At 44.2% G+C, this 21,672-nt stretch carries 16 protein-coding genes; 2 read left to right on the forward strand and 14 right to left on the reverse strand.

What is annotated here, in order from left to right:
* Positions 1-20: 20 nt before the first annotated feature.
* On the forward strand, positions 21-1,052 hold the full coding sequence (fni, locus tag CSV69_RS05030; protein WP_099692873.1) for a type 2 isopentenyl-diphosphate Delta-isomerase: 1,032 nt from the start codon (positions 21-23) through the stop codon (positions 1,050-1,052).
* 39 nt (positions 1,053-1,091) lie between these two features.
* A complete protein-coding gene (locus tag CSV69_RS05035; protein WP_099692874.1) occupies positions 1,092-1,466 on the forward strand; it encodes an rRNA methyltransferase in 375 nt (124 codons plus the stop codon).
* A gap of 1,122 nt (positions 1,467-2,588) precedes the next feature.
* On the opposite strand, the gene CSV69_RS05040 is transcribed toward CSV69_RS05035, so the two are convergent.
* The 14 genes from CSV69_RS05040 to parE form a co-directional block, all read right to left on the reverse strand.
* Positions 2,589-4,589, reverse strand: a complete 2,001-nt coding sequence (locus CSV69_RS05040) for a helix-turn-helix domain-containing protein (protein ID WP_158232611.1) — start codon at positions 4,587-4,589, stop codon at positions 2,589-2,591.
* A gap of 168 nt (positions 4,590-4,757) precedes the next feature.
* Positions 4,758-5,744 (reverse strand): electron transfer flavoprotein subunit alpha/FixB family protein, encoded by a 987-nt coding sequence (locus CSV69_RS05045; RefSeq protein WP_085426205.1) that lies wholly within the window; start codon positions 5,742-5,744, stop codon positions 4,758-4,760.
* A 29-nt stretch (positions 5,745-5,773) separates the two neighbouring features.
* Positions 5,774-6,547: an electron transfer flavoprotein subunit beta/FixA family protein gene (locus CSV69_RS05050; protein ID WP_085426204.1), complete on the reverse strand. Its 774-nt coding sequence runs from the start codon at positions 6,545-6,547 to the stop codon at positions 5,774-5,776.
* Positions 6,548-6,580: 33 nt separating this feature from the next.
* A complete protein-coding gene (locus tag CSV69_RS05055; RefSeq protein WP_085426203.1) occupies positions 6,581-8,023 on the reverse strand; it encodes an MFS transporter in 1,443 nt (480 codons plus the stop codon).
* A 160-nt stretch (positions 8,024-8,183) separates the two neighbouring features.
* On the reverse strand, positions 8,184-9,671 hold the full coding sequence (locus tag CSV69_RS05060; protein ID WP_085426202.1) for an aldehyde dehydrogenase family protein: 1,488 nt from the start codon (positions 9,669-9,671) through the stop codon (positions 8,184-8,186).
* Positions 9,672-9,689: 18 nt separating this feature from the next.
* Positions 9,690-10,823: an acyl-CoA dehydrogenase family protein gene (locus CSV69_RS05065; protein WP_099692876.1), complete on the reverse strand. Its 1,134-nt coding sequence runs from the start codon at positions 10,821-10,823 to the stop codon at positions 9,690-9,692.
* Positions 10,824-10,843: 20 nt separating this feature from the next.
* Positions 10,844-12,040 (reverse strand): acyl-CoA dehydrogenase family protein, encoded by a 1,197-nt coding sequence (locus CSV69_RS05070; protein WP_099692877.1) that lies wholly within the window; start codon positions 12,038-12,040, stop codon positions 10,844-10,846.
* 31 nt (positions 12,041-12,071) lie between these two features.
* Positions 12,072-12,509 (reverse strand): Zn-ribbon domain-containing OB-fold protein, encoded by a 438-nt coding sequence (locus CSV69_RS05075; protein WP_099692878.1) that lies wholly within the window; start codon positions 12,507-12,509, stop codon positions 12,072-12,074.
* Between the two features lie 11 nt (positions 12,510-12,520).
* On the reverse strand, positions 12,521-13,681 hold the full coding sequence (locus CSV69_RS05080; protein WP_099692879.1) for a thiolase C-terminal domain-containing protein: 1,161 nt from the start codon (positions 13,679-13,681) through the stop codon (positions 12,521-12,523).
* 30 nt (positions 13,682-13,711) lie between these two features.
* Positions 13,712-14,137 (reverse strand): MaoC/PaaZ C-terminal domain-containing protein, encoded by a 426-nt coding sequence (locus CSV69_RS05085; RefSeq protein WP_099625221.1) that lies wholly within the window; start codon positions 14,135-14,137, stop codon positions 13,712-13,714.
* A gap of 14 nt (positions 14,138-14,151) precedes the next feature.
* On the reverse strand, positions 14,152-14,595 hold the full coding sequence (locus tag CSV69_RS05090) for a MaoC family dehydratase N-terminal domain-containing protein (protein ID WP_099625220.1): 444 nt from the start codon (positions 14,593-14,595) through the stop codon (positions 14,152-14,154).
* Between the two features lie 19 nt (positions 14,596-14,614).
* Entirely contained in the window at positions 14,615-16,765 is a 2,151-nt protein-coding gene (locus CSV69_RS05095; protein WP_099692880.1) for an acetate--CoA ligase family protein, read from the reverse strand.
* A 335-nt stretch (positions 16,766-17,100) separates the two neighbouring features.
* Complete coding sequence (parC, locus tag CSV69_RS05100; protein WP_085426194.1) at positions 17,101-19,527, reverse strand: DNA topoisomerase IV subunit A; 2,427 nt, start codon at positions 19,525-19,527, stop codon at positions 17,101-17,103.
* On the reverse strand, positions 19,524-21,539 hold the full coding sequence (gene parE / locus CSV69_RS05105) for a DNA topoisomerase IV subunit B (protein WP_232319564.1): 2,016 nt from the start codon (positions 21,537-21,539) through the stop codon (positions 19,524-19,526). The genes parC and parE overlap by 4 nt, the downstream gene beginning before the upstream one ends.
* Between the last annotated feature and the right edge of the window lie 133 nt (positions 21,540-21,672).

Here is a 21,672-nt window from a genome sequence, read left to right on the forward strand (position 1 = left end):
ACCAGATAGGAGCTAAAATCATGGGCAAGCAACTAAATGATCGGAAAGCACAGCATATCCAGATTGTACTAGATGAACACGTGACGGGAAACTCGATCACAACAGGCGTGGAACAATATGAATTTTTACATAATGCTTTACCTGAATTATCATTTGAAGACATCAATACAGATCAAGACTTTCTAGGCAAAACATGCAAAACTCCTTTTTTGGTCAGTTCAATGACTGGTGGAGCAGATTTTGCGGAAACGATCAACCGCAATCTGGCACTTGCTGCAGAGCAACGAGGCTGGGCACTTGCGCTAGGTTCTACACGCGCTTTAATTGAAAGTAAAGCATTCCGGCCTTCATTCGCATTACGAAAGTACGCCCCAACTACACCAATTATCGCCAACTTAGGTGCCGTACAGCTGAATTATGGATTTTCTGCCGATGAATGCCGTCAAATTATCGACTACACCGATGCAGATGCGTTAGTACTGCATATCAATGTATTACAAGAAGTCATTCAACCAGAAGGAAATACGAATTTTAGTGGATTACTTTCTAAAATCGAGAAATTATGCAATGAATTAACGATTCCTGTAGGCGTTAAAGAAGTTGGATGGGGAATAGATGGGGAAACCGCGAAGAAGCTCCTAGACATTGGCGTGTCATTCATTGATGTAGCGGGTGCAGGCGGAACATCTTGGAGCCAAGTGGAAAAATACCGTACGACACCGATCAAACAACAAGCAGCGGCAGCGTTTAGCGAATGGGGAATTCCGACAACGAAATCACTTGAGCTAGTTAGACCTCATATGAACGGAAAATTACTCGTTGCAAGCGGCGGACTTCATACGGGTGTCGATGCAGCAAAATGTATTGCACTCGGCGCAGATTTTGTCGGTTTTGGACGTGCAATTCTAGAAGAAGCCACTATATCTGCTGAAAGCGTTTTCCAAACAATGGAAGTGCGTGAATTAGAATTAAGAATGGCGATGTTTGCGACAGGTTCAGCGAATATCCAAGCATTGCAACAAACCGATCGATTACAAAGAATAAACTCGTGAATCATCTGCGAGTTTATGATGACTTAGGAGGTATAAATAATGTGGAAATTAGTAAGTGGTAGAATCATTCAAACTACTGATGAAACACGGATTAAGTTTCGGACGAATATTAGTCAGGAGATTTTAGAGAAATTAGAGGAATTATCAGAGCGACATAATACACATAGCAATTATTTGCTGGAAAACGGTTTGTGGAACGTATTGGCCGCAGGAGTTATTGAATTCGATAAGAATTTGCGTCCAGTAGATCGAATTCAGTATAAAACAACGTATGATAAAGAATTGCTTGAATCTGTGAAAGAGTTCGCTAAGGATCATAAGTTGTTCATAAACGATGTCATCGAGTACAGTGTAGGATATATCGACTTCAAAGATATAAAGACTAAAGAGCATAAGAATCGCTTAGAAAGCTAGGGCGAGAAGGATACGTGGAGATTGGAAACTATATAGATCGTAGAACGCCCCGAACATAATATAAATTATAGGAAGTTACGTGTCACTTAGAAGTATACTTGAGATAGTGAGATATTTGCGCTTTTTTCAATGATTTATGCGCTAGGCTTATTATAATTACTTAACGTGTTTACTTCAAGGTTTTTTAATGTTTAGGTGTTGTTTAAAGGTTTGTTTAATACTTTCTTAATTAAACACTATAAAATGCTTTATTATTGCTCTGCGTTTTATATTTCATTTTAAATATGGATGATCGGTTTCATTAGCTTAACTTAATTTAACCAGTCATTTATACGCTCTCTTGAACTCCGTGTTGAATTTGTTAATTGACGTATCGCTTTTAAAGACTTTTGACACGTACTATCATGGCGATTATCCTATCGATCACTGTTTGACCGCCCTTTCCCTTGCAATTGACTGATTAAACTTCTTATCTTCTGCTTGTTTTAGTACTTGATGGTCCTCTCCTTGATTACTTTACGTGGAATAGTCGATGTTCATTTGATAGCATGATGCGAGGAAAATTATGCAAAGAAGGATTATTTGGAACCATGTTCAATAAGATTACATATAGCATTTAGATTTTCTGATACATATAGACCGTTCTTAGTCTATCACTTTTACCGCTTGTATGTTCGTATTCGTTAATGGAATTGTATAAGTTGATCAGGAAATCTGTCTTGCATACACCTTGTCCGTGTGGCGCAGCAAACCTTTCACTCGTATCACGACATGTAAATACATCGCAACACAGATTTTCTTCATATTCTATCGATCCACATATGATCTGGTTGTTGCCCTTTCCACTTCCCCCCTTGATTACAACACGTGAGATATTTATTGCGTTCCTATTTATACGGCGCGAACAATAATAAACTAAACAAGGATTATTTGGAACCAGGTTTCTTATGATTTTAAAGTCCATTAGTTATTACTTTTGACGATAAAAAAGCAAAACTCGACAATTTACGAGCTTTGCTTAGTATACCCTAGTATGGCGTCTGTATGTTCGCTTTTTTATTTTTTATAACATATATTTTTATCTTCATAGTATGTTAAGTCGAAACTTAAATAGAATCGAGTTTAATTTAACCATTCCTTCATCTTTTTGTAGACAGTTTGCGATGGTAATGCCCCGCCTCGTTCGATATTACTTATATAGGATGTCGAAATTTTCAATTGATCCGATACTTGTTTGAGTGTCAAACCACGTTTGATGCGGCATTCCTTAAAATCACTACCTATGCTTTTGCAGACTTTTTCTTTAGGTGGCTCCAAGGAGAAGTTGGTCGGCGTCTTGACCGACTTCTTTCTCTCAATCGGTTCATAATAGCTCACAATCTCGTCAGGCGGTGCGATGATGATCGTAGCATCTAACCAGACGCGCAGCCATCCTTTTTTCGACATGCTGTCTTCGTTCCATTGATTGTACTGCCAAAACGTAATGACGCCTTCTTCTTCGAGTAGATCTAGCGCTTTCTCTAGACGGTCGCGAATGCGTGACGGAGCCTGTGTATCAATTTGTATACCTATTTTTTCGAGCAATGTGCTGATTTTATGTGGCTGCAAGTAGCTTGCTTTGCGGGCTTGTGTACGCCAGCGCCAGCTAATATACCGAATGAGTTTTTTCTCCCATTTACGCTGGTATGGATTTAGTTCGATCGCTTGATTCGGCAGTAGTTTCACTTGTCTCGTGGAGCCTTGTAAGAAATGATTGAATACTTCCCCGATTTTCACATATAGATGTTCGGGTAGTGTCCTTTCAGTTAATTCGCACGGACTGCCATCTTCATTCGTAAAGATGAACGCACGCCCTGCCATTGTTTTGTTGACGGGCTTTCCTTGTTCGTAGATTAAGACGGTGTCAAATTCCAACCAGAGTGATTGTAGTATAGAAAGCGCTTTTATCACTTGTGTACGTTGTTCCTTTTCATAACCGCCTCGCCTACCTGTTCCTCCAAGCTTGGTCTTCAATCCACGAATGGTCAGCAAATCATCAAAGCGAATTGCTATGCGATCCTCTGCTTGTCCTTGTTGCGCCAAATACATATGGCATAGCGAATCCAGTACGTCTACATCAACTTCTGATAACGTCTTTGCCTGTTCTTGCAGCTGATTCATACGGCTTGCTGTTCGATCTTCTTTGCGCGCAAGTAACTGCAAAGAACCTGACAACGTCGTGCTGCGTATCGTCGCTTTTGGCCACTGATCTCGCTCATAAGTAAATTTTTGATTGGAAATGGCTTCTGTGATGAATTGATAGACTGCGTTACTCATAACCACAAGATTATTCGTTTTTACTGAGGACTCTACCGGTTGATGATCAGCTATTCGGTCGCTAACACCGAGCAATTCATTGATTTGTACCATTGAATCTTTTTCTAATTCAAAGACTGCGAGAATTTCTGAGACCATTTTTTCTATATATACATTGACAGCGTCTGTAAATGTATTCAAGAAACTATCGTTTGAAGCAAAGCTCCTATTGAGTATTTCTAGAAATAACTTGTTTATATCTTCATTTGTCAATATGTTCAGTGTGTCATAGCCGTGGATCTCTAGCATTTCATTCACCGTATGATTTGTTAAATACGTTCTATACCATGTGCTGAACGCATTCCAAGACTCTTCGTCGTTAAAACGGGCGTGTTCACTTAATAGCTTTTCATATTTACTATATAGTTTATTGATAATCTCCCATTTGAGCGTTGGTTTATTTTCGAGCAGCGGTACGAGATGACTTTCATACGTACTGAAGAATTTAGCCGTCATGAATTCCGTCACTTTCGCTAGCATTTCGTATCTTGCATTCATACGCTGCTTGAAAAACAATTGAATGTTTTCTTCGTAGCTTTGCTGTCGAACAATGAAGGTTTCATTTTTCACTCTCGGGAAAATGCGATTCGTGTTAACCTTTTTCCGTACTTTTTCACATGGGAAATGGAGTAGATAGTTGTAGTCAAAGAAGTTGGGCTGTCGATCGTACATAATGATGACTTGGAAACGCTCAATTTTATTGGCAATTTGTTGATGATGGGTTAGTTCGTAGTTTGTAGTATTCAACAGTAAATTGTATTTGATCAAATATGGTCCCCCCCGATAAACCGCGATATCTGAATAGTATAACATGAATTTTCTAGATTCACTATTTACTTTTGGCTCAGATGAAGGGTCGGGTAGATACTGCTACCATAGAAAAAGCTTGGAATATCCCGTTATAGGACATTCCAAGCTTTTTTTAGTGGCGAGTAGTTAAGATATTAACGCGCCTTCTAGTTTAAGTTCTTCAATGAATAAAGGAAGGACTTCGAACAAGTCGCCAACGATTCCGTAATCTGCCATTTTGAAGATGTTCGCTTCTTCGTCACTGTTGATCGCGACGATGACTTTGGAGTTTGACATACCTGCCATATGTTGGATCGCACCGGAAATACCTACCGCGATATACAGGTCAGGTGTCACGACTTTTCCTGTTTGTCCGATTTGCAGTGAGTAATCACAGTAATCTGCGTCACACGCGCCACGAGAAGCCCCTACAGCGCCTCCTAGCAAGTCCGCTAACTCATACAACGCTTTGAACCCTTCAGCGCTCTTAACACCGCGTCCGCCAGCGATAACAATTTTCGCTTCCGACAGATCGACGCCTTCCGTTTTCTTGCGAATGACTTCTTTAACGATTGTACGTAAATCTTTGACATCCACTTCTTTCGCTGTGATGTCGCCTGTACGGCGCGCATCCTGCTCGAGTGCTGCGATATTGTTCGGGCGGATAGTAGCGAACAGCAGTCCATCGTCTTTCATCACTTTCTTTTCGAACGCTTTACCTGAGTAGATCGGGCGAGTGAAGACGACTTGATCGCCTTCTTTTTCGATTGACACGGCATCCGAGATTAAGCCAAGTTCTAGGCGGCTCGCGATTTTAGGTGTTACATCTTTGCCGACTGACGTATGGCCCATGATGATGCCGGATGGATTTTCGTCTTGCATCACTTCCATGATGACCTGTCCATAGCCTTCCGATGTATAATTACTTAAGTTGGCATGAGTGACGGTAATGACACGGTCTGCACCGTAGTGGATCATTTCTTCAGCTGGTTGCTGCAAATCTACGTCACCTAGTACCAATGCTAGAATTTCTGCGTCAGCGTTTACTTGTTTCGCTGCTGCGATCGTCTCATAACTTACTTTACGAAGAACCCCTTGCTGCAATTCCCCGATGACTAGTATCTTTTCACTCATAATAAAACTCCTTTCGTTTCGTAGATGGTTTAGATTACTTTCGCTTCATTGGACAATAGATTGACCAGTTCTTTGACTTGCTCGCCTGTTTCGCCTGCTAAAATGCGTCCTGCCTGCTTTTTAGGTGGCAAGAAAATAGAAATCGTTGCCGTCTTCGCTTCCACGTCGTCTTCAGCGAGATCTAGGTCATCGAGTTCAAGTTGCTCAAGAGGCTTCTTTTTCGCCTTCATGATACCTGGAAGGGATGTATATCTCGGCTCATTCAGTCCTTGCTGGCACGTTACGAGCACCGGCAAAGATACTTCGATTTTCTCGAGATCCCCTTCAACGTCTTTTTCAATCTTCGCTGTACCGTCTTCAATATCAAGCTTGACGATCGTTGTAATGAATGGCATGTTGAGGCGCTCTGCAAGTCGAGGTCCAACTTGTCCGCTCGCTTCGTCGATTGCCACGTTACCAGCGAGAATCAAGTCCACTTCTTTATCCTCAAAGAATTTTTCCAAGATCTTTGCCGTTGTAAATTGGTCGCCTTCATCCGGGTCGTCATCCGTATTGATAAGTACCGCATCATCTGCTCCCATCGCAAGTGCTGTACGCAATTGCTTCTCGGATTCTTCATCACCAATTGTGATGACCGTTACCGTGCCGCCATGCGCGTCACGCTGCTGGATCGCTTCTTCGACTGCATACTCATCATATGGATTGATGATGAATTCCGCACCGCTTTCATCTATTTGATTGCCCGACACAGAAATCGCTTCCTCCGTGTCGAATGTTTTTTTCAGCAAGACGTAAATATTCATGTAATAATCTCCTCTCTATACTTTGTTGCCTAGTTATTTGATTTCTTCAGTTTGTAACGCTTTCGGCACGACATTTGTATCGAGTAAATCAGACTCGCTTGTATGAATTCCAGGAATGGTTCGAGGAATCAACGGTAAGAACAACAATGCGATGATGATGAAGCCCATAATCACCCAAGAAGTATTCACTACCGCTCCAACGTTGTTACCACTTGCAGAGAAGATCGAGAACGCAACAAGAGCGAATGATGCACCCATTCTCTGTGCCAAGTTTTCAATTACTGTATTCGTAAATGTCACGACATTCATTCGTTCTGTTGAAGCTTTCGACACAACGAGTCCTTTGACTACAGGTGTTTGGAAACCAACACCAAGACCGACGAGACTCATCGCAATGAACAAATACACAAATGATGTCGTCAGCGTAACGAAATTCAGCATGATGATGCCAGAAGCAAAGACGAGAATTCCTGATCCCATAATTAATCGCGCAGACAATTTCTTCATGATTCTTCCGCTTAAGTAGGCTGCGACTGATGTGCCTAAGAATACGGCCATCTGTAAGAATCCTACCGTGGTCGCTGCTTTTCCTTGGACGTTCTGAACGAAGAATGTTAGCAAGTACATGACACCCGAGTAACCAAGGAAGATGAATACGGCAATCGTCGTAGGTACCCAGAAGTTACGATTCGCAACGTACACTAAATCGAGTAACGGAGCTTTTTGCTTTTTCTCTACGAAGATCAAGATGATCAACGCTGTTACGAATACTAGCAATGATGGAATCCACATACCAGATTCGATACCGAAGCTGTTGATGAATGTTGGGATTGTCAGCAAACCGAGTAATAGTGCGATGACAAAAATCAAGCCAAGAACATCCAACTTCTTGCGTGCTTGTACTTTAACGTGTGGAACAAACATAAAGAACGCAATCCCTAAACCACCGAGAATGGCTGTGAAGATGAAACTTGCTTGCCAGTTTGCCGTATCGACGATCATACCGCTGATGACCGGACCGAATACTGCACCGATTGTAATGAACGCCGCAAACGTTCCAATTGCTTTTGCACGTTGCGTCCCGACCATAAATTTACCAGCATAGGCAATACCTGATGGTGCAATCGCCGCACCCGAGATTCCTTTAAAGAATAAACCAAGAACGAGCACCCAGAAAGAAAATGAGAATGCTACGAGCAACGATCCGACAACCATGAAAATACCGCCAATGAGAATGACAATCTTCAATCCGAACGAATCACCAATCCATCCAAGCAATGGCTGGAATCCTGTCAATCCAACAGCCAGACCTAGTTGCATCCACACCGCATAACCTGGCGTCAGGTTAAATTCCGCAAGCATATGCGGGTATGCGGGAAGATGGGTTGCTAAACTTAACATAATAAAGAACGCTCCAAAACTTATGAATAAAAAACCTCTATTAATCGATTTATCTTTCAATGCCGCTTCATTCATATAGTGGCCTCCCTTTATCGATGATGTACTAGTTTTTAAAAGCTTTATTCATTATGTCAAATCTAGATGTGGTCTAAAGTGAAGAACTGTAGAAGGAGGTTTCGGTATGCTTGGTGCAAAACCGAAGCTCTCCCGCCACAGATCAAACGTTACTGGCTATTTATCGAATATTGATGACGCAAGCTTTTTCTACTGTGTAATCCAGAACTGAGTCCGTACCATAACCGCTTTCTTTCACTCCGCTAAACGGCAGATCTGCGCCTACTCTTGCGTACGTATTCACCCACACGTTTCCTGCTTGAAGCTTGTCGATCATGCGATGTGCAATACCGAGGTTTTGTGTCCATACACCCGCTGCTAGACCGAAGTTCGTGTCATTCGCAATTTGAACGGCTTCTTCTTCCGTATCGAACGGAATGGCTATTGCCACAGGCCCGAAAATTTCTTCGCGAGCTAGTTTAGAACTGTTGTCTGCTACTTTAACAAGCGTAGGTTGTACCCAATAGCCGTCTTTGAATTCCGGTTGACCTGGTAGAACCGCTTCTCCGCCGTACTTTCCACCGAACACAACTTCATACTCGTCTTTAGCTGCCTCGTCGATGAATCCGCACACCGACTGATATTGCGCTTCATTTGCGATAGGACCCATCGTGTTGTTCGTATCGAGTGTATCGCCATGCTTAACGAATTCATTGTCCGTCATCAAGTCTTTCAAACGTCCAATCACTTCTTCGTAAATGGAGCGCTGGATCAACATGCGTGAACCTGCTACACAAATTTGACCGGAGTTCGGTGTGAAGATACCGTTGATCAACCCATGTACTGCTTGATCCAGATCTGCATCTTCAAAGACGATATTCGGAGACTTTCCGCCGAGTTCGAAGATTAACGACTTCGGTGAATGCGCAGTCGCTTTCGTGATGCGCTCCGCTGTTGCCTTTGACCCTGTCAAACTCACTTTATTCACTTCTTTGTGAGAGACGAGGTAGTCACCGATTTCACGACCCGCACCCGAAATAACATTCAGTACGCCTGGCGGTAAGATTTGTGAAATTAATTCGCCGTAGCGCAGTGAGCCGACCGCTGCACTTTCAGACGGTTTAATAATGACCGTATTCCCTGCTGCTAGCGCATAAGCTGCTTTAATCGTAAAGGTGAATAACGGGGCGTTCCATGGCAAGATGCCGACGACTACTCCGTATGGCTTACGTGAAGTGAAACCGAAATCTCCCGTACCCATCTGTACCGTACGGCCTTGTGCACCGACTAGAGAGGCTGCTCCTGCCGCGTCATACCAAACTTGCTTTAACACTTCAGCTAAATACCCGTACTCATCTAGTACCCAGCCGTTATTACGAGTTTCGAGTTCAAGTAACTCCGCCGCGTACTCCGGAATCATGTCCCCGATCTTGCGCATATAGTCACCGCGTGTTCGTGCTGGCAGATCCGCCCAGTCATCGAATGCGGCGCGTGCTGCCTGGATGATCAGTTCTGCGTCTTCCTTCTTACTGGAAGGAATGGTTGCCCATACTTCCGCTGTAGATGGATCGATACTGTTTGATACGGCCCCGTCTTGTGCCTGTACCGACTTGCCGTTAATGATATTACCGTAAGTCGTCAATTTGGATTTCTCGGATACGTTCGTCATGTGTTTTCCTCCTTCAAATTACCAGCCTAGTGAAGCGACTACTTTTTCTTGATAGAAAGGGGTAGAACCTAAATACTGATCATAATAGCGAGCGCGCTTAACAAATAAATGGCAATCAATTTCTTCCGTGAAGCCGATTCCGCCGTGGATTTGAATATTATGTGCCGAGATTTCGATGAACTTCTCCGTCGCATATGTACGGGCGCTGTATACGGCTGCTTCTCGATCGAATTCGTCTGTATCGACTACCCAGTTCGCATAATGGCTCAGTGAACGAGCAATTTCCAAGTTGACTTTCATGTTAACGATACTGTGCTTGATCGCTTGGAAACGTCCGATCGCTTGACCGAACTGCTCCCGGATCTTCGCATATTCCGTCGCCATGTGTACGACACTCTCCATTGCACCGACGATGTATGAACTAAGTGCGGCGTTGAAGTACAATAAACCTTCCTGAAGCTGAGTCCATCCTTTGTCTACTTCACCTATGATTTGCTCTTCTTTGATAACCAGATGATCAAATTCGATTTTCGCTACATGTTTTGATTCGTCAAAGGAAGATTGTTTCTCAATGTTCATCCCATCTGTCTTGTCGATCAACACAAGCGATAGTCCGTCCTCTGTATCTTCTCGGTTTGTGCGTACGAGTATAAGGAACGCATCCGCAAGTTCAGCTTCCGGAACAAGCGTCTTCGTGCCGTTTAGTACGTACTGTCCGTCTTGCTGCTCTAAGGCACACTCTATACCTGCTTGTGAGAAGTCGTTGAAAGGCTCAAGCGCTGCGAATGAAATCAATTTTTCTCCTGAAGCAATCGCTGGCAAATACTGTTGCTTCAGCTCTTCTGTACCATACTTCTTAAGGATCGGTACGACCAATGCAGATGTTTCCATGAACAAGCCCGGTACGAGTGAACGTCCCATCTCTTCGAACGTTGGAACGAGATCGAGTGCATCGAGATCCATGCCATCGTATTGTTCAGGAATATTGATGCTGCTACAACCAAGTTCAGCTAATGTCGTGTACACTTTCTTCAAGTTTTCTGGATTGTTGTCAATCATTTCGCGAGCTACTAGTGTACCGCCGAATTTATCCAGCATTTTGCGGATATGTCCACGGAACATTTCTTGCTCTTCTGTTAGTGAAAAGTCCATATTTCATCCCTCCAAGTCTATTAACGTCCCATGTCTTTTGGCAATCCCAGTACGCGCTCGCCGATCGTGTTGCGTTGTACTTCACTCGTACCGCCACCGATTGTCTGTCCGAATGAGGCGAGGAATAAATGCTGCCATTTCGGATCCGCTACGGCATCTTTATCAAATAGCACACCTTGATGACCTTGAATTTCCACTGCAAATGCAGAGAGTGCTTGATTCAGCTCGGTAACGACCAATTTATCGATAGACGTTTCTGCACCTGGTTGACCGTTCTTAATCGTAGTTGTTAAGTTTTTATAGTAATTTAGTAGCGATCCACGCACGCGGGCATAGAAATTCGCCAATTTTTGTCTAACTGCTGGATTTTCAATCAACGGCTTGCCATTTACTTTATACTGCTGTGCTAGTTCCACAGTATCGTTGAATTGCTTTTCGAGTGTGAAGAGTTCCGCACCGATTCCCGTACGTTCATGTAGCATCAAGGCGATCAATACGTGCCAGCCTGAGTCTACTTGTCCGACGATATCCGCATCTGTTGCGACAGCGTCGGTCATATACACTTCGTTAAAGTCTTTATGTCCATCCATCTGCACGATTGGAAGTGTTTCGACGCCCGGCTGGTGCATATCCATCATGAACACGGTAATTCCACGGTGCTTCTTTTCTGGATGTGTACTTGTTCTCGTCAGCAAGAAGCATTTATCCGCCACGTGACCAAAACTAGTCCAGACTTTCTGGCCGTTGATGAGCCAGCGATCGCCGTCTTTTACTGCACGTGTTTTAAGGCCTGTTAAATCCGACCCTGCGCCCGGCTCTGAATAGCCCTGACACCAAATTTCTTCACCCGTTAGGATTTTCTTCAAGTATTTCTCTTTTTGTTCATCCGTACCGATATCGATCAACGTAGGACCTACCATGTGGATCCCGATATAGTTGATGAGTGGCGGCGCTTTTACACGTACCATTTCTTGATGGTAGATAATTTCTTCCATCAGGCTAGCGTCGCGTCCACCGTATTCTTTCGGCCAAGCGATAGCAGCCCATCCGCCTTCGTACAATTTATTTTGCCATGCACGTAACACACGGGAATATTCATCGAGGTCTTCTGGTAAGTCGCGCTTACCTTCAAGCCACCCTTCAGGAAGATTGGCTTCAAGCCATGTTCGTAGTTTGGTTCTAAATTTTTCTTCTTTTTTCGTGAAAGAGAAATCCATACTCGCTCATCCTTTCTATCTCGTCTATCGATCAATTCGTAACGGGTACCCACTGTGGCAATGCGCGGTCTTCCGTAATATCCACCCATGTCATTTGGATCGGCATGCCGATTTCCAAGTTTTTTTCTTCACAATTCAAGATGTTCGCCATGATTTTCACTTCTGGCACATTGTTGAGCTGACCGAGTACGATAATCGTTGGCAGTTCATCTTGGAAGCCTGGTAAGAATGGACGATAAGAAACTACATACGAATACACTGTCGCTTTAATATCATCGCCGAACTGTTCCCAGCTAACGTTTTCACTACCGCACTTTGCGCACGTAGGACCAGGTGGTTGTGAATAGGCATTGCAGTCGTCACATTTTTGCAGCGCCAGTTGGTGTTGGTCTGCTGCATCCCAGTACGGGGCATTATCTATATCTTTCAATGGAATAGGTTTTTGGTAAGCAGTCGTTGCGTGTGTCATAATTATTCCTCCTAGTTTCGTAAGATCATAGCGCCTGCAATATCCGGTCCAGCCCAGCCAGTACAAATACCGATTTTGCAGTCTTCTACTTGGCGGTCCGTTCCTTCGTAGTCATGGCGTAGCTGTCTGACGATTTCAATGGCATTATTCATTCCGTGTGTGTAGCCTTCCGACAGCATACCGCCCGCTGTATTGGTTGGCAGTTTACCGCCGATCTTCAAGTTGCCTGCAGCGACGAAATCTCCCACTTCTCCACGTTTCGCAAAGCCGTATGCTTCAAGCTGACGCATAACGACCCAGCTGAAACAGTCATAGATCGAAGCTACATCGATATCGTCCGGTGTCACACCCGCGTTTTCATAGAGCTCTTCCGCTACGTAATCAGATGCGACTTGGTCGATATCATTCCAGTAGTGAGCGTGCGGATGACATTGTCTTGCTGCCATTCCCATGATGTAGACGGGTTTTGATGTACAGTCTTTCGCTTTTTCAGCGGACATAACGATGATCGCATTTCCTTCATCGAGCTCAAGGCATGAATCATGGATATTGAATGGAGAACTGATATCCGGTGTAGCGAGATAGTTTTCCATTGTTAACGGCTTACCATGTAGGAATGCTTTCGGATTTCTTTGCGCATGCTCATAGAAACTCAAGCACACATGTCCGAGATGTTCTTTCGTGATGCCCGTTTCATGCATATGACGCGTTGCGTACATACCGAACCATTGCGAAGGGCTTGCTGAGCCGTACGGAATAACGAAGCTTCCGCCAGTGAGTGCTCCTTGTAGCATATCTGGATCATAGCCGCGGCCTACGCGTGTTCCTGAGCTACCATTCATTGAACGATAGATCAATACCGTGTTCAGCTGACCTGCTTCAATGAGTGCCACTGCATCTGCAATGAGCATTTCCGTACTCGCTCCGCCACCTTGGATATCTTTGACGTACTTCGGTCGAACACCGAGATACGTTGCGAGTTGATGCGACGTACAAGAATCGCCTTCGTTGTAGTTCATGAATCCGTCGATGTCTGTCGCTTTCAAGCCAGCATCTTTAATCGCTGATCGTGCAGCGTCGAGCGCCAAATGAAGAGGCGTTGTCCCCGATTTTCTTGAGCGTTCGCTCTCTCCTACGCCGACAATGGCATAACGGTCTTTAATAGTTCCCATAGATAAATTCCTCCTATTTCACAATAGCTTTTACGTTAATTGCAAGATGGCGCTCCCTGATCCGACGACTTCTCCGGATACTTTCTCGGCAGTCAGTTCAAGCGCGATACATCGCTTGCCCTCTTCTTCGTATGTTCGTTCCACTACACCCAAGCAACGAATTTCGTCACCTGGTACTGTCATTTTGCCGAAACGCATTTTTAAATTTGCGACGCGTGCTTCCTGGCCGGCAATTTTCATGACGTACTCACCAAGGAAACCCATTACGAGCATACCGTGTGCAATGACACCGTCCATGCCGATTTTTTTTGCGAAGTCATCGTCGAGGTGCAACGGGTTAAAATCTCCGGATGCACCTGCATATTGGGCGAGCTGTACTTTCGTAATCGGTGGCTTCACCATCGGTTCAAGTTTCTGATCTACAGTTAGTTCTTCCAACACCCAATCTTTGATCATATGAGGTCCCTCCATTAGTTCGCTAGTGCGCGATAGACGATATTCATGCGGCTAATACAAACCAGTTCGCCCGTTTCATCTTTCATTTCCGTATCGAGCTTCAAAAACTGCATCTTTCCGCTTTTGCCTTCTTTGTCATACAGATCGCTTACTTTGATCTGGCAACGCAGTCGGTCTCCAATGCGGATTGGCTTGTAGTACAGGAATTCCTGCTCGCCGTGCAACATTCTGCGCTGGTCGAGATCGAGTGGCATTTCCGTCTCGCCGTCATTCATCGCGATCGGGAATGTCGGCGGTACTATCAGTCCTGCGTAAGCCGATTGCTTGGCGTACTCTTCGTCTGTATAAAGTGGATGATCGTCGCCAATCGCCGCAGCGAATTGACCCACATGTCGTCGTTCTACTTCAAAGACGTATTCATTACTCGTTAAGCCAATGACATTTTGATCTAAGTCCATTTTCCATCCTCCTCATGAGTTACTTTGTAATAATCAATGCATCTGCCGCTACAATGCCGTTTTCGTACACGATGAGCGGATTTATATCGATTTCCTGTATTTCATTCGGATAATCTTGAATCAATTCGGACACTTTCAGCAACACGTCGATGATTGCTTCTCGGTCGACGGGCTTTTTATTTCGTACACCTTTTAATAGTTCATAGCCTTTGAGACTTTCCATTTTGTCGATCGCATCTTGTCTCGTGATCGGTGCGACGCGGAATGATACATCTTTGAACACTTCAACGAATACACCACCGAGACCGAACATGATAACCGGACCGAATGTCGGATCATTCGTAACGCCTACAATGACCTCCACGCCTTCAGCTAACATTTCTTGTATGGACACACCGTGAATAGTGGCGGTTGGACAGTTTCGTGTAGCATTTTGATACACTTCGTCATACGCTTTTCTGACTTCTTCCGCGTTTTGTACGTTCAAGCGAATACCGTCTACTTCCGTCTTATGCGGAATGTCAGGTGAATCGATTTTCAACACGACAGGATAGCCGATATTGTCCGCAAACCGTACCGCTTCTTCAGCAGATTGTGCGATTGCGCGTTTTGCTGTCCGAATTCCGTATTCGTTCAAGATTTCGCTTGACTGCGACTCACTTAACGTCTGGTTTTCTAGTAATAAGTGGCGGATATTCTTTTTATTGATTTTCTTAGGTTCCGCTTGCATTCGCTGTTCTTTAGCTTTCTCGTAGGTTTCTCTATATTCAACGAGCTTGGCAAGTGAGCGGATCGGGTTCATATCACCTCTAACGAACGCGATACCGTGATCTTCTAAATAACCGACACCTTTAGGAACGGACATGCCTTCAAGTGGGAATGTCGTCACGAGAACGAACTTATCGGAGTTCTCGCAAAGCTGCACAAATTCTTGTAACTCGGGCGTGTTTTCATCCCAGCCCATTGGGAATTCGGAGAAGATGATGATGTCTGTGTCCGGATCGTTGACGAGCACTTTCAATGGTTCAATAAATAGCTCGGGATGAGTAATCGATGCCGCTGCAGTCAGATCAATCGGGTTGGAAGCGCTTGCATAACTAGGAATGTTTTTCTCGATTTCTTTTTTCACTTGATCGCTTAGCGGATGAATGTTCAACCCGTATGATTCACAGCGATCGGCTTCGTTGATTCCTCTTCCGCCGGAGCTCGTAATGATGACCGCATTTCTTCCTTTTGGTGTCTTTTTCGACATGAATAGCTTAGAGAAAGAAATAATGTCTACGTAATCTTCCACTCGAACAATACCGGTTTGTTTGAAGAATCCGTCATATACTTGATCAGCGCCCGCTAGTGAACCTGTGTGAGACGCTGCGGCTCGACTGCCTGCACTGCTTCGTCCTGATTTCATGATGACCATTGGTTTGTTGATCTCGAGTGCGAATTTCGCTAGCTTGCGTAACTTCTCAGGATTTTTCTCTCCTTCGAGATAGCCGGTTGCGATTGTCGTGTTCGGGTCATGCAGCATGTATTCCATGACGTCCGCAAAGCCTACGTCAGCTTCATTACCAACACTGACAAAATAGTTGAATGTTAAACCTTGCTGGGCAGCGGCGATATACGTCAACACGCCGAACGCTCCACTTTGTGTGACGAAGCCTGCTTCACGTTTTTTATTCAACGGCATATTCGTCAATCCTGGCGAGAAAGTTCCCATCAACCCATTCGTTGTATTGAGTAAGCCGACACAGTTCGGTCCGATAATGCGGATATTGTACGTGTCGGAAATGTCTTTTAGACGTTGTTGAGCTACTAGACCCGCTTCCCCAATTTCGGAATAGCCTGAAGCGAAGACGATTGCCGCTTTGACACCGCTTTCACCGCACTCGATCAAACATTTTTCCACTTGGTCGATCCCCACACAGAGAATAGCTAAATCTACTGTATTCGGTACATCCTTAACACTTGGGTAACACGTCAAATCTGCAATTTGCTGCGCACTGCGATGGATCGGATAAATATCTCCTGCAAACCCTCCGTCAAGTAGCGCCTTTAGCTGCAAGTATCCAATTTTATTTGGATTCTCGGAAGTTCCTAAAACCGCAATCGTACGTGGATGGAATAATGGATCCAATTCTAAGTTCGATACAACCTCTTCATTTATCAATTTCATATACTCTTCACCTCTCCACTCTCATATCTGCTAGTTGTTTGTCTAACTTGTATCAAATCATAGCAAAGCCTGTCTTTTACTATTTTTACTTTTTTGAGATTAAGTAATTAATGTTATTAGCGCTGGAAAAGTTTGAAGACGTCCTGATCAAGCATTGGGAATACAGTGTTTTTCATTCTCATTATTTTCTGACTAGAATAGATACACCCGACTTCTATGCGAGATCACCACGACATGGAAGAAAGATCACCGCTTTTTTCCTGTATGGAACGCAAAAAAGAGCTGCCCAGCCAGTCGGATATAACGACTAGCGGACAACTCTATGTTTATGAAACTTATTTACGTTCTTTTTTCACCGTAGAAACTTGCACAATCTTGCCGTCCTTCGCCTCATCTACGACAGCACTGCCTGTCGACTGACGGGTTGTGTTCTTCAACGACATCGGATCGATTTCTATATTGTGATTCCGTGTCGTCAACAAAACCATTTCCTCATCGTCTTTCACCGTCTTCATCGCAATCACTCGATGTGGATTAGACTTCAATTCTTTTACAACCGTTACGCCTCTAAGTGCTCTAGAACTCACTTCAAACTCAGAAATATTCATTCGCTTCACTGATCCACGCTGTGTAGCAATAAAGATATTCCGCGTTTGTGGTGTAATGACTTCAAACGCCACGAGTGCGTCGTCGGCTTTCAGATTGATTCCTTTAACGCCGCCGGTACGGATGCCGGTAATGGCGAGTTCTGACAGCGCGAATCGTAGGGCATAGGCTTGTTTACTTACTAATAATACGTCTTCTTCGCCTGTGACAATCCGTGCACCGACTAGTCGATCGTCTTTTTTAACGTTCATTGCTTTGAATGAACGGTTAAAACGCTGTACTTGGTAATCGATCAATTTGGATATTTTTACGTTTCCATTGGAAGACGCAGTTAAAATGCTGCTTGTTTCGTCGAATTTCTCTAGCCCAATGACGTCTACTAGCTCTTCGCCAGGCTCGAGTCCCGCGATACTCGATATATGCTGTCCTAAATCACGCCAGCGTATCTCAGGAAGCTCGTGGACCGGTTGGTAGATGTAGTTACCGAATGACGTGAACAACAGCAAGTGATGCTGTGTATTCATCGCAGATTCGAATAGAGTATAGTCGGACTCCTTCATTTCTTGGCCTTTGCCAGCAGACGCGGAGTATGAACGCATGCTTGTGCGCTTGACATAACCACTTTTTGTGACGGATACCATGACTTCTTCGCTCGGAATCAAGATATCAAGATCTACTTTTAGCTCTTCGATTTTTTCTTCAATTACGGAACGACGTGGTTCGGCAAACTGCTTGCGGATCGCTTTGATTTCCTTTACCAACACGGATTTAAGCTTCGCTTCGCTTGCAAGAATCGCTTCTAATTCTTCAATTAGATTGCGCAATTCTTCTTCTTCCCGCTTTAATTCCGTAATATCCGTATTCGTCAGTCGATAAAGTTGCAATGAAACGATGGCTTCTGCTTGAACTTCCGTAAATTCATACGCATTGATTAAGTTCATTTTTGCATCTTTTTTATCTTTTGACGCGCGAATGGTCTTAATGACTTCATCGAGAATGGATAAAGCTTTCATTAAGCCGTCTACGATATGTAATCGATCTTTAGCTTTACGAATATCAAAAGTAGAACGTCGTGTAATGACGTCTTTTTGGTGATCGATATACGCGTCAAGAAGCATTGGAAGAGACATTAGCATCGGACGTCTGCCCGCAATGGCGATCATATTGAAGTTGTATGTGATCTGTAGATCGGTATGCTTCAACAAGTATTGCATGATCGCAGTGCCGTCCATTTCTTTCTTCAACTCGACAACAATACGCATTCCGGTACGGTCGGATTCATCACGAATTTCCGCGATGCCATCCAATCGACGATCATGGCGCAGTTCATCCATCTTCTTGACCAAATTTGCTTTATTGACGTCATACGGAATTTCCGTGATGACGATTTGAGATTTACCGGCTTTTAATTGCTCGATTTCCCATAATGCACGAATGATGAAACGGCCTTTTCCTGTCTTATAGGCTGTGCGGATTCCGTCTGTTCCTTGGATAATCGCGCCTGTCGGGAAGTCTGGTCCCGGAATAACCGTCATCAGCTCATCTACGCTGACATCCGGCTTCTTTAAGCGCATCAAGACCGCATCGATGACTTCATGCAATGCGTGAGGTGGAATATCGGTTGCATATCCTGCGGAAATACCTGTACTGCCGTTGACCAATAAGTTCGGAAAACGTCCCGGTAAGACGGTAGGCTCGAGTTCCGTGTCATCGAAGTTAAACGCAAAATCGACCGTTTCTTTGCGAATATCGCGCAGCATTTCACTCGCAATAGCGGATAAACGTGCTTCGGTATAACGCATTGCAGCCGCGGAGTCTCCGTCGACCGAACCGTTATTTCCTTGCATGTCCACCATTTCATGACGCAGTTTCCATGACTGACTCATCCGGACCATCGCGTCATAAACGGATGTATCACCGTGTGGATGATAGTTACCGATGACGTTACCGACCGTTTTCGCGGACTTACGGAACGCTTTTTCATGTGTATTGCCTTCGTGGAACATCGCATACAAAATACGACGTTGCACTGGCTTTAATCCGTCCCGTGCATCTGGAATCGCACGGTCCTGAATAATGTATTTACTATAACGCCCAAAACGATCACCAATTACTTCTTCCAAGGGCAGATCTTGAAACGTTTCTGACTGTGTCATTCCGTATCCCCCTCAACATGTATAAATGCATTGTCTAAAATATTATGTTCTTCAATCAAACCGAAATCGACGTTTTCTTCGATCCATTTACGACGTGGCTCCACTTTATCACCCATCAATGTGGTCACGCGACGCTCGGATTTTGCTCCGTCTTCAATCGTTACTCGAATTAATGTCCGTGTTGACGGATCCATTGTCGTTTCCCATAATTGATCGGCGTTCATCTCACCAAGACCTTTGTAGCGCTGAAGCATATAGCCTTTACCGACTTTTTCGATAGCCCCTGCAAGATCGTCATCTGTCCACGCATAAGCAAGCTTTTCACTTTTACCGGTCCCTTTAAATACTTTGAATAAAGGCGGCAGTGCGATATACACTTTACCCGCTTCAATTAACGGTTTCATATAGCGATAGAAGAACGTCAATAGCAACACTTGAATGTGTGCGCCATCGGTATCGGCATCGGTCATAATAATGACTTTATCATACGCAGCATCTTCAATTTGGAAATCCGCACCGACTCCACCACCAACTGCATGGATGATCGTGTTAATTTCTTCATTTTTCATGATATCTTCAAGTTTCGCTTTTTCTGTATTGATGACTTTACCACGCAACGGCAAAATCGCTTGGAACGTACGATCACGTCCTTGTTTTGCCGAACCGCCCGCTGAGTCACCTTCCACGAGATATAATTCATTCTTTGCTGCGTTACGTGATTGCGCCGGAGATAATTTACCCGACAACAATGTATCGGATTTTTTCCGCTTCTTGCCTGAACGCGCATCTTCACGCGCTTTTCGTGCAGCTTCACGTGCTTGATGCGCACGGATCGCTTTACGGACAAGGTTTGCGCTCAGTTCCGCATTTTCTTCAAGGAAATACAGCATTTTTTGCGAAATGACGGCATCTGTCACCGTTCGTGCTTCGCTCGTACCGAGTTTTCCTTTCGTTTGACCTTCAAACTGCAAGATTTCTTCTGGAATACGGACGGAAACAATGGCTGCAATCCCTTCGCGAATATCGGAGCCATCAAGATTCTTATCTTTTTCCTTCAACAATCCTGCTTTACGTGCGTATTCATTGACGACACGTGTCATTGCAGCTTTCGCACCGGTTTCATGTGTTCCACCGTCTTTTGTCCGGACGTTGTTGACGAATGAAAGAATCGTCTCGGCATAGCCGTCGCTGAACTGGAACGCAAACTCGACTTCAATGCCGTCGACTTCGCCTTCTAGATACGCTACTTCATGCAACACTTCTTTTTCTTCATTCAAATACGCAACAAACGCTTCAATACCCGATTCGTAATGGAAAATATCTTGTTTATCCGTGCTTTCTTCTTTTAGCGTAATCTTTAAACCTTTCAATAGAAAAGCGGACTCACGCAATCTTTCTGCCAGTGTGTCATATTGATATTTAATCGTAGAGAAGATCGTCGTATCCGGTTTGAAATGAATCGTCGTGCCGGTTTCTTTCGTTTTACCGATTTCTTCAAGCGTCGTGACCGGTTTTCCTCCATTTTCAAAGCGCTGAAGGAATTTCTTGCCTTCACGATAGATCGTCACTTCTAGCCACTCGGATAACGCATTGACAACGGATGCCCCTACGCCGTGCAATCCACCACTCGTTTTATAGCCGCCTTGACCGAACTTTCCGCCCGCGTGCAAAACGGTCATGATGACTTCAGCAGTTGGCTTGCCCGACTCGTGGTTACCCGTTGGCATACCGCGCCCGTAATCTCGCACACTCACACTGCCGTCTTTATGGATCGTGACATCAATTTCATTACCGAAGCCAGCTAGCGCCTCATCCACTGAGTTATCGACGATTTCGTAGACTAAGTGGTGAAGTCCTCTCGTATCAGTCGAACCGATATACATTCCGGGTCTTTTTCGTACTGCTTCTAAGCCCTCTAAAATTTGAATGGAACTATCATCATACGTATTTTGTATTTTCTGTTTCGTCAAAATGAAACCCCCGTCAAACAAATGTTCTGTTATTTTAATCATACATCTTCTGATAAACCTTGTCAAATCAACGTTTTGTTTCAGCTCAACCTATTGTATAGAAGAAATGTACGGAATGCAACGAGCAAACCGTGACAACGTTCTGAACGATTTAAACAGAAATTCCGCTTTTCGT

It is taken from the genome of Sporosarcina sp. P26b (genome assembly GCF_002743245.1).
In the GTDB taxonomy this organism is placed as follows: Bacteria; Bacillota; Bacilli; order Bacillales_A; family Planococcaceae; genus Sporosarcina; species Sporosarcina ureae_C.

Excerpts from the sequence above, each read along its gene's own strand:
- CSV69_RS05075 (WP_099692878.1), bottom strand. The coding sequence starts at position 12,509 with ATGACACACGCAACGACTGCTTACCAAAAACCTATTCCATTGAAAGAT.
- CSV69_RS05090 (WP_099625220.1), bottom strand. The coding sequence starts at position 14,595 with ATGGACTTAGATCAAAATGTCATTGGCTTAACGAGTAATGAATACGTC.
- fni (WP_099692873.1), top strand. The coding sequence starts at position 21 with ATGGGCAAGCAACTAAATGATCGGAAAGCACAGCATATCCAGATTGTA.
- parE (WP_232319564.1), bottom strand. The coding sequence starts at position 21,539 with ATGATTAAAATAACAGAACATTTGTTTGACGGGGGTTTCATTTTGACG.
- CSV69_RS05085 (WP_099625221.1), bottom strand. The coding sequence starts at position 14,137 with ATGATCAAAGATTGGGTGTTGGAAGAACTAACTGTAGATCAGAAACTT.
- parC (WP_085426194.1), bottom strand. The coding sequence starts at position 19,527 with ATGACACAGTCAGAAACGTTTCAAGATCTGCCCTTGGAAGAAGTAATT.
- CSV69_RS05045 (WP_085426205.1), bottom strand. The coding sequence starts at position 5,744 with ATGAGTGAAAAGATACTAGTCATCGGGGAATTGCAGCAAGGGGTTCTT.
- CSV69_RS05055 (WP_085426203.1), bottom strand. The coding sequence starts at position 8,023 with ATGAATGAAGCGGCATTGAAAGATAAATCGATTAATAGAGGTTTTTTA.
- CSV69_RS05070 (WP_099692877.1), bottom strand. The coding sequence starts at position 12,040 with ATGGATTTCTCTTTCACGAAAAAAGAAGAAAAATTTAGAACCAAACTA.
- CSV69_RS05035 (WP_099692874.1), top strand. The coding sequence starts at position 1,092 with ATGTGGAAATTAGTAAGTGGTAGAATCATTCAAACTACTGATGAAACA.
- CSV69_RS05060 (WP_085426202.1), bottom strand. The coding sequence starts at position 9,671 with ATGACGAACGTATCCGAGAAATCCAAATTGACGACTTACGGTAATATC.
- CSV69_RS05065 (WP_099692876.1), bottom strand. The coding sequence starts at position 10,823 with ATGGACTTTTCACTAACAGAAGAGCAAGAAATGTTCCGTGGACATATC.
- CSV69_RS05080 (WP_099692879.1), bottom strand. The coding sequence starts at position 13,681 with ATGGGAACTATTAAAGACCGTTATGCCATTGTCGGCGTAGGAGAGAGC.
- CSV69_RS05095 (WP_099692880.1), bottom strand. The coding sequence starts at position 16,765 with ATGAAATTGATAAATGAAGAGGTTGTATCGAACTTAGAATTGGATCCA.
- CSV69_RS05050 (WP_085426204.1), bottom strand. The coding sequence starts at position 6,547 with ATGAATATTTACGTCTTGCTGAAAAAAACATTCGACACGGAGGAAGCG.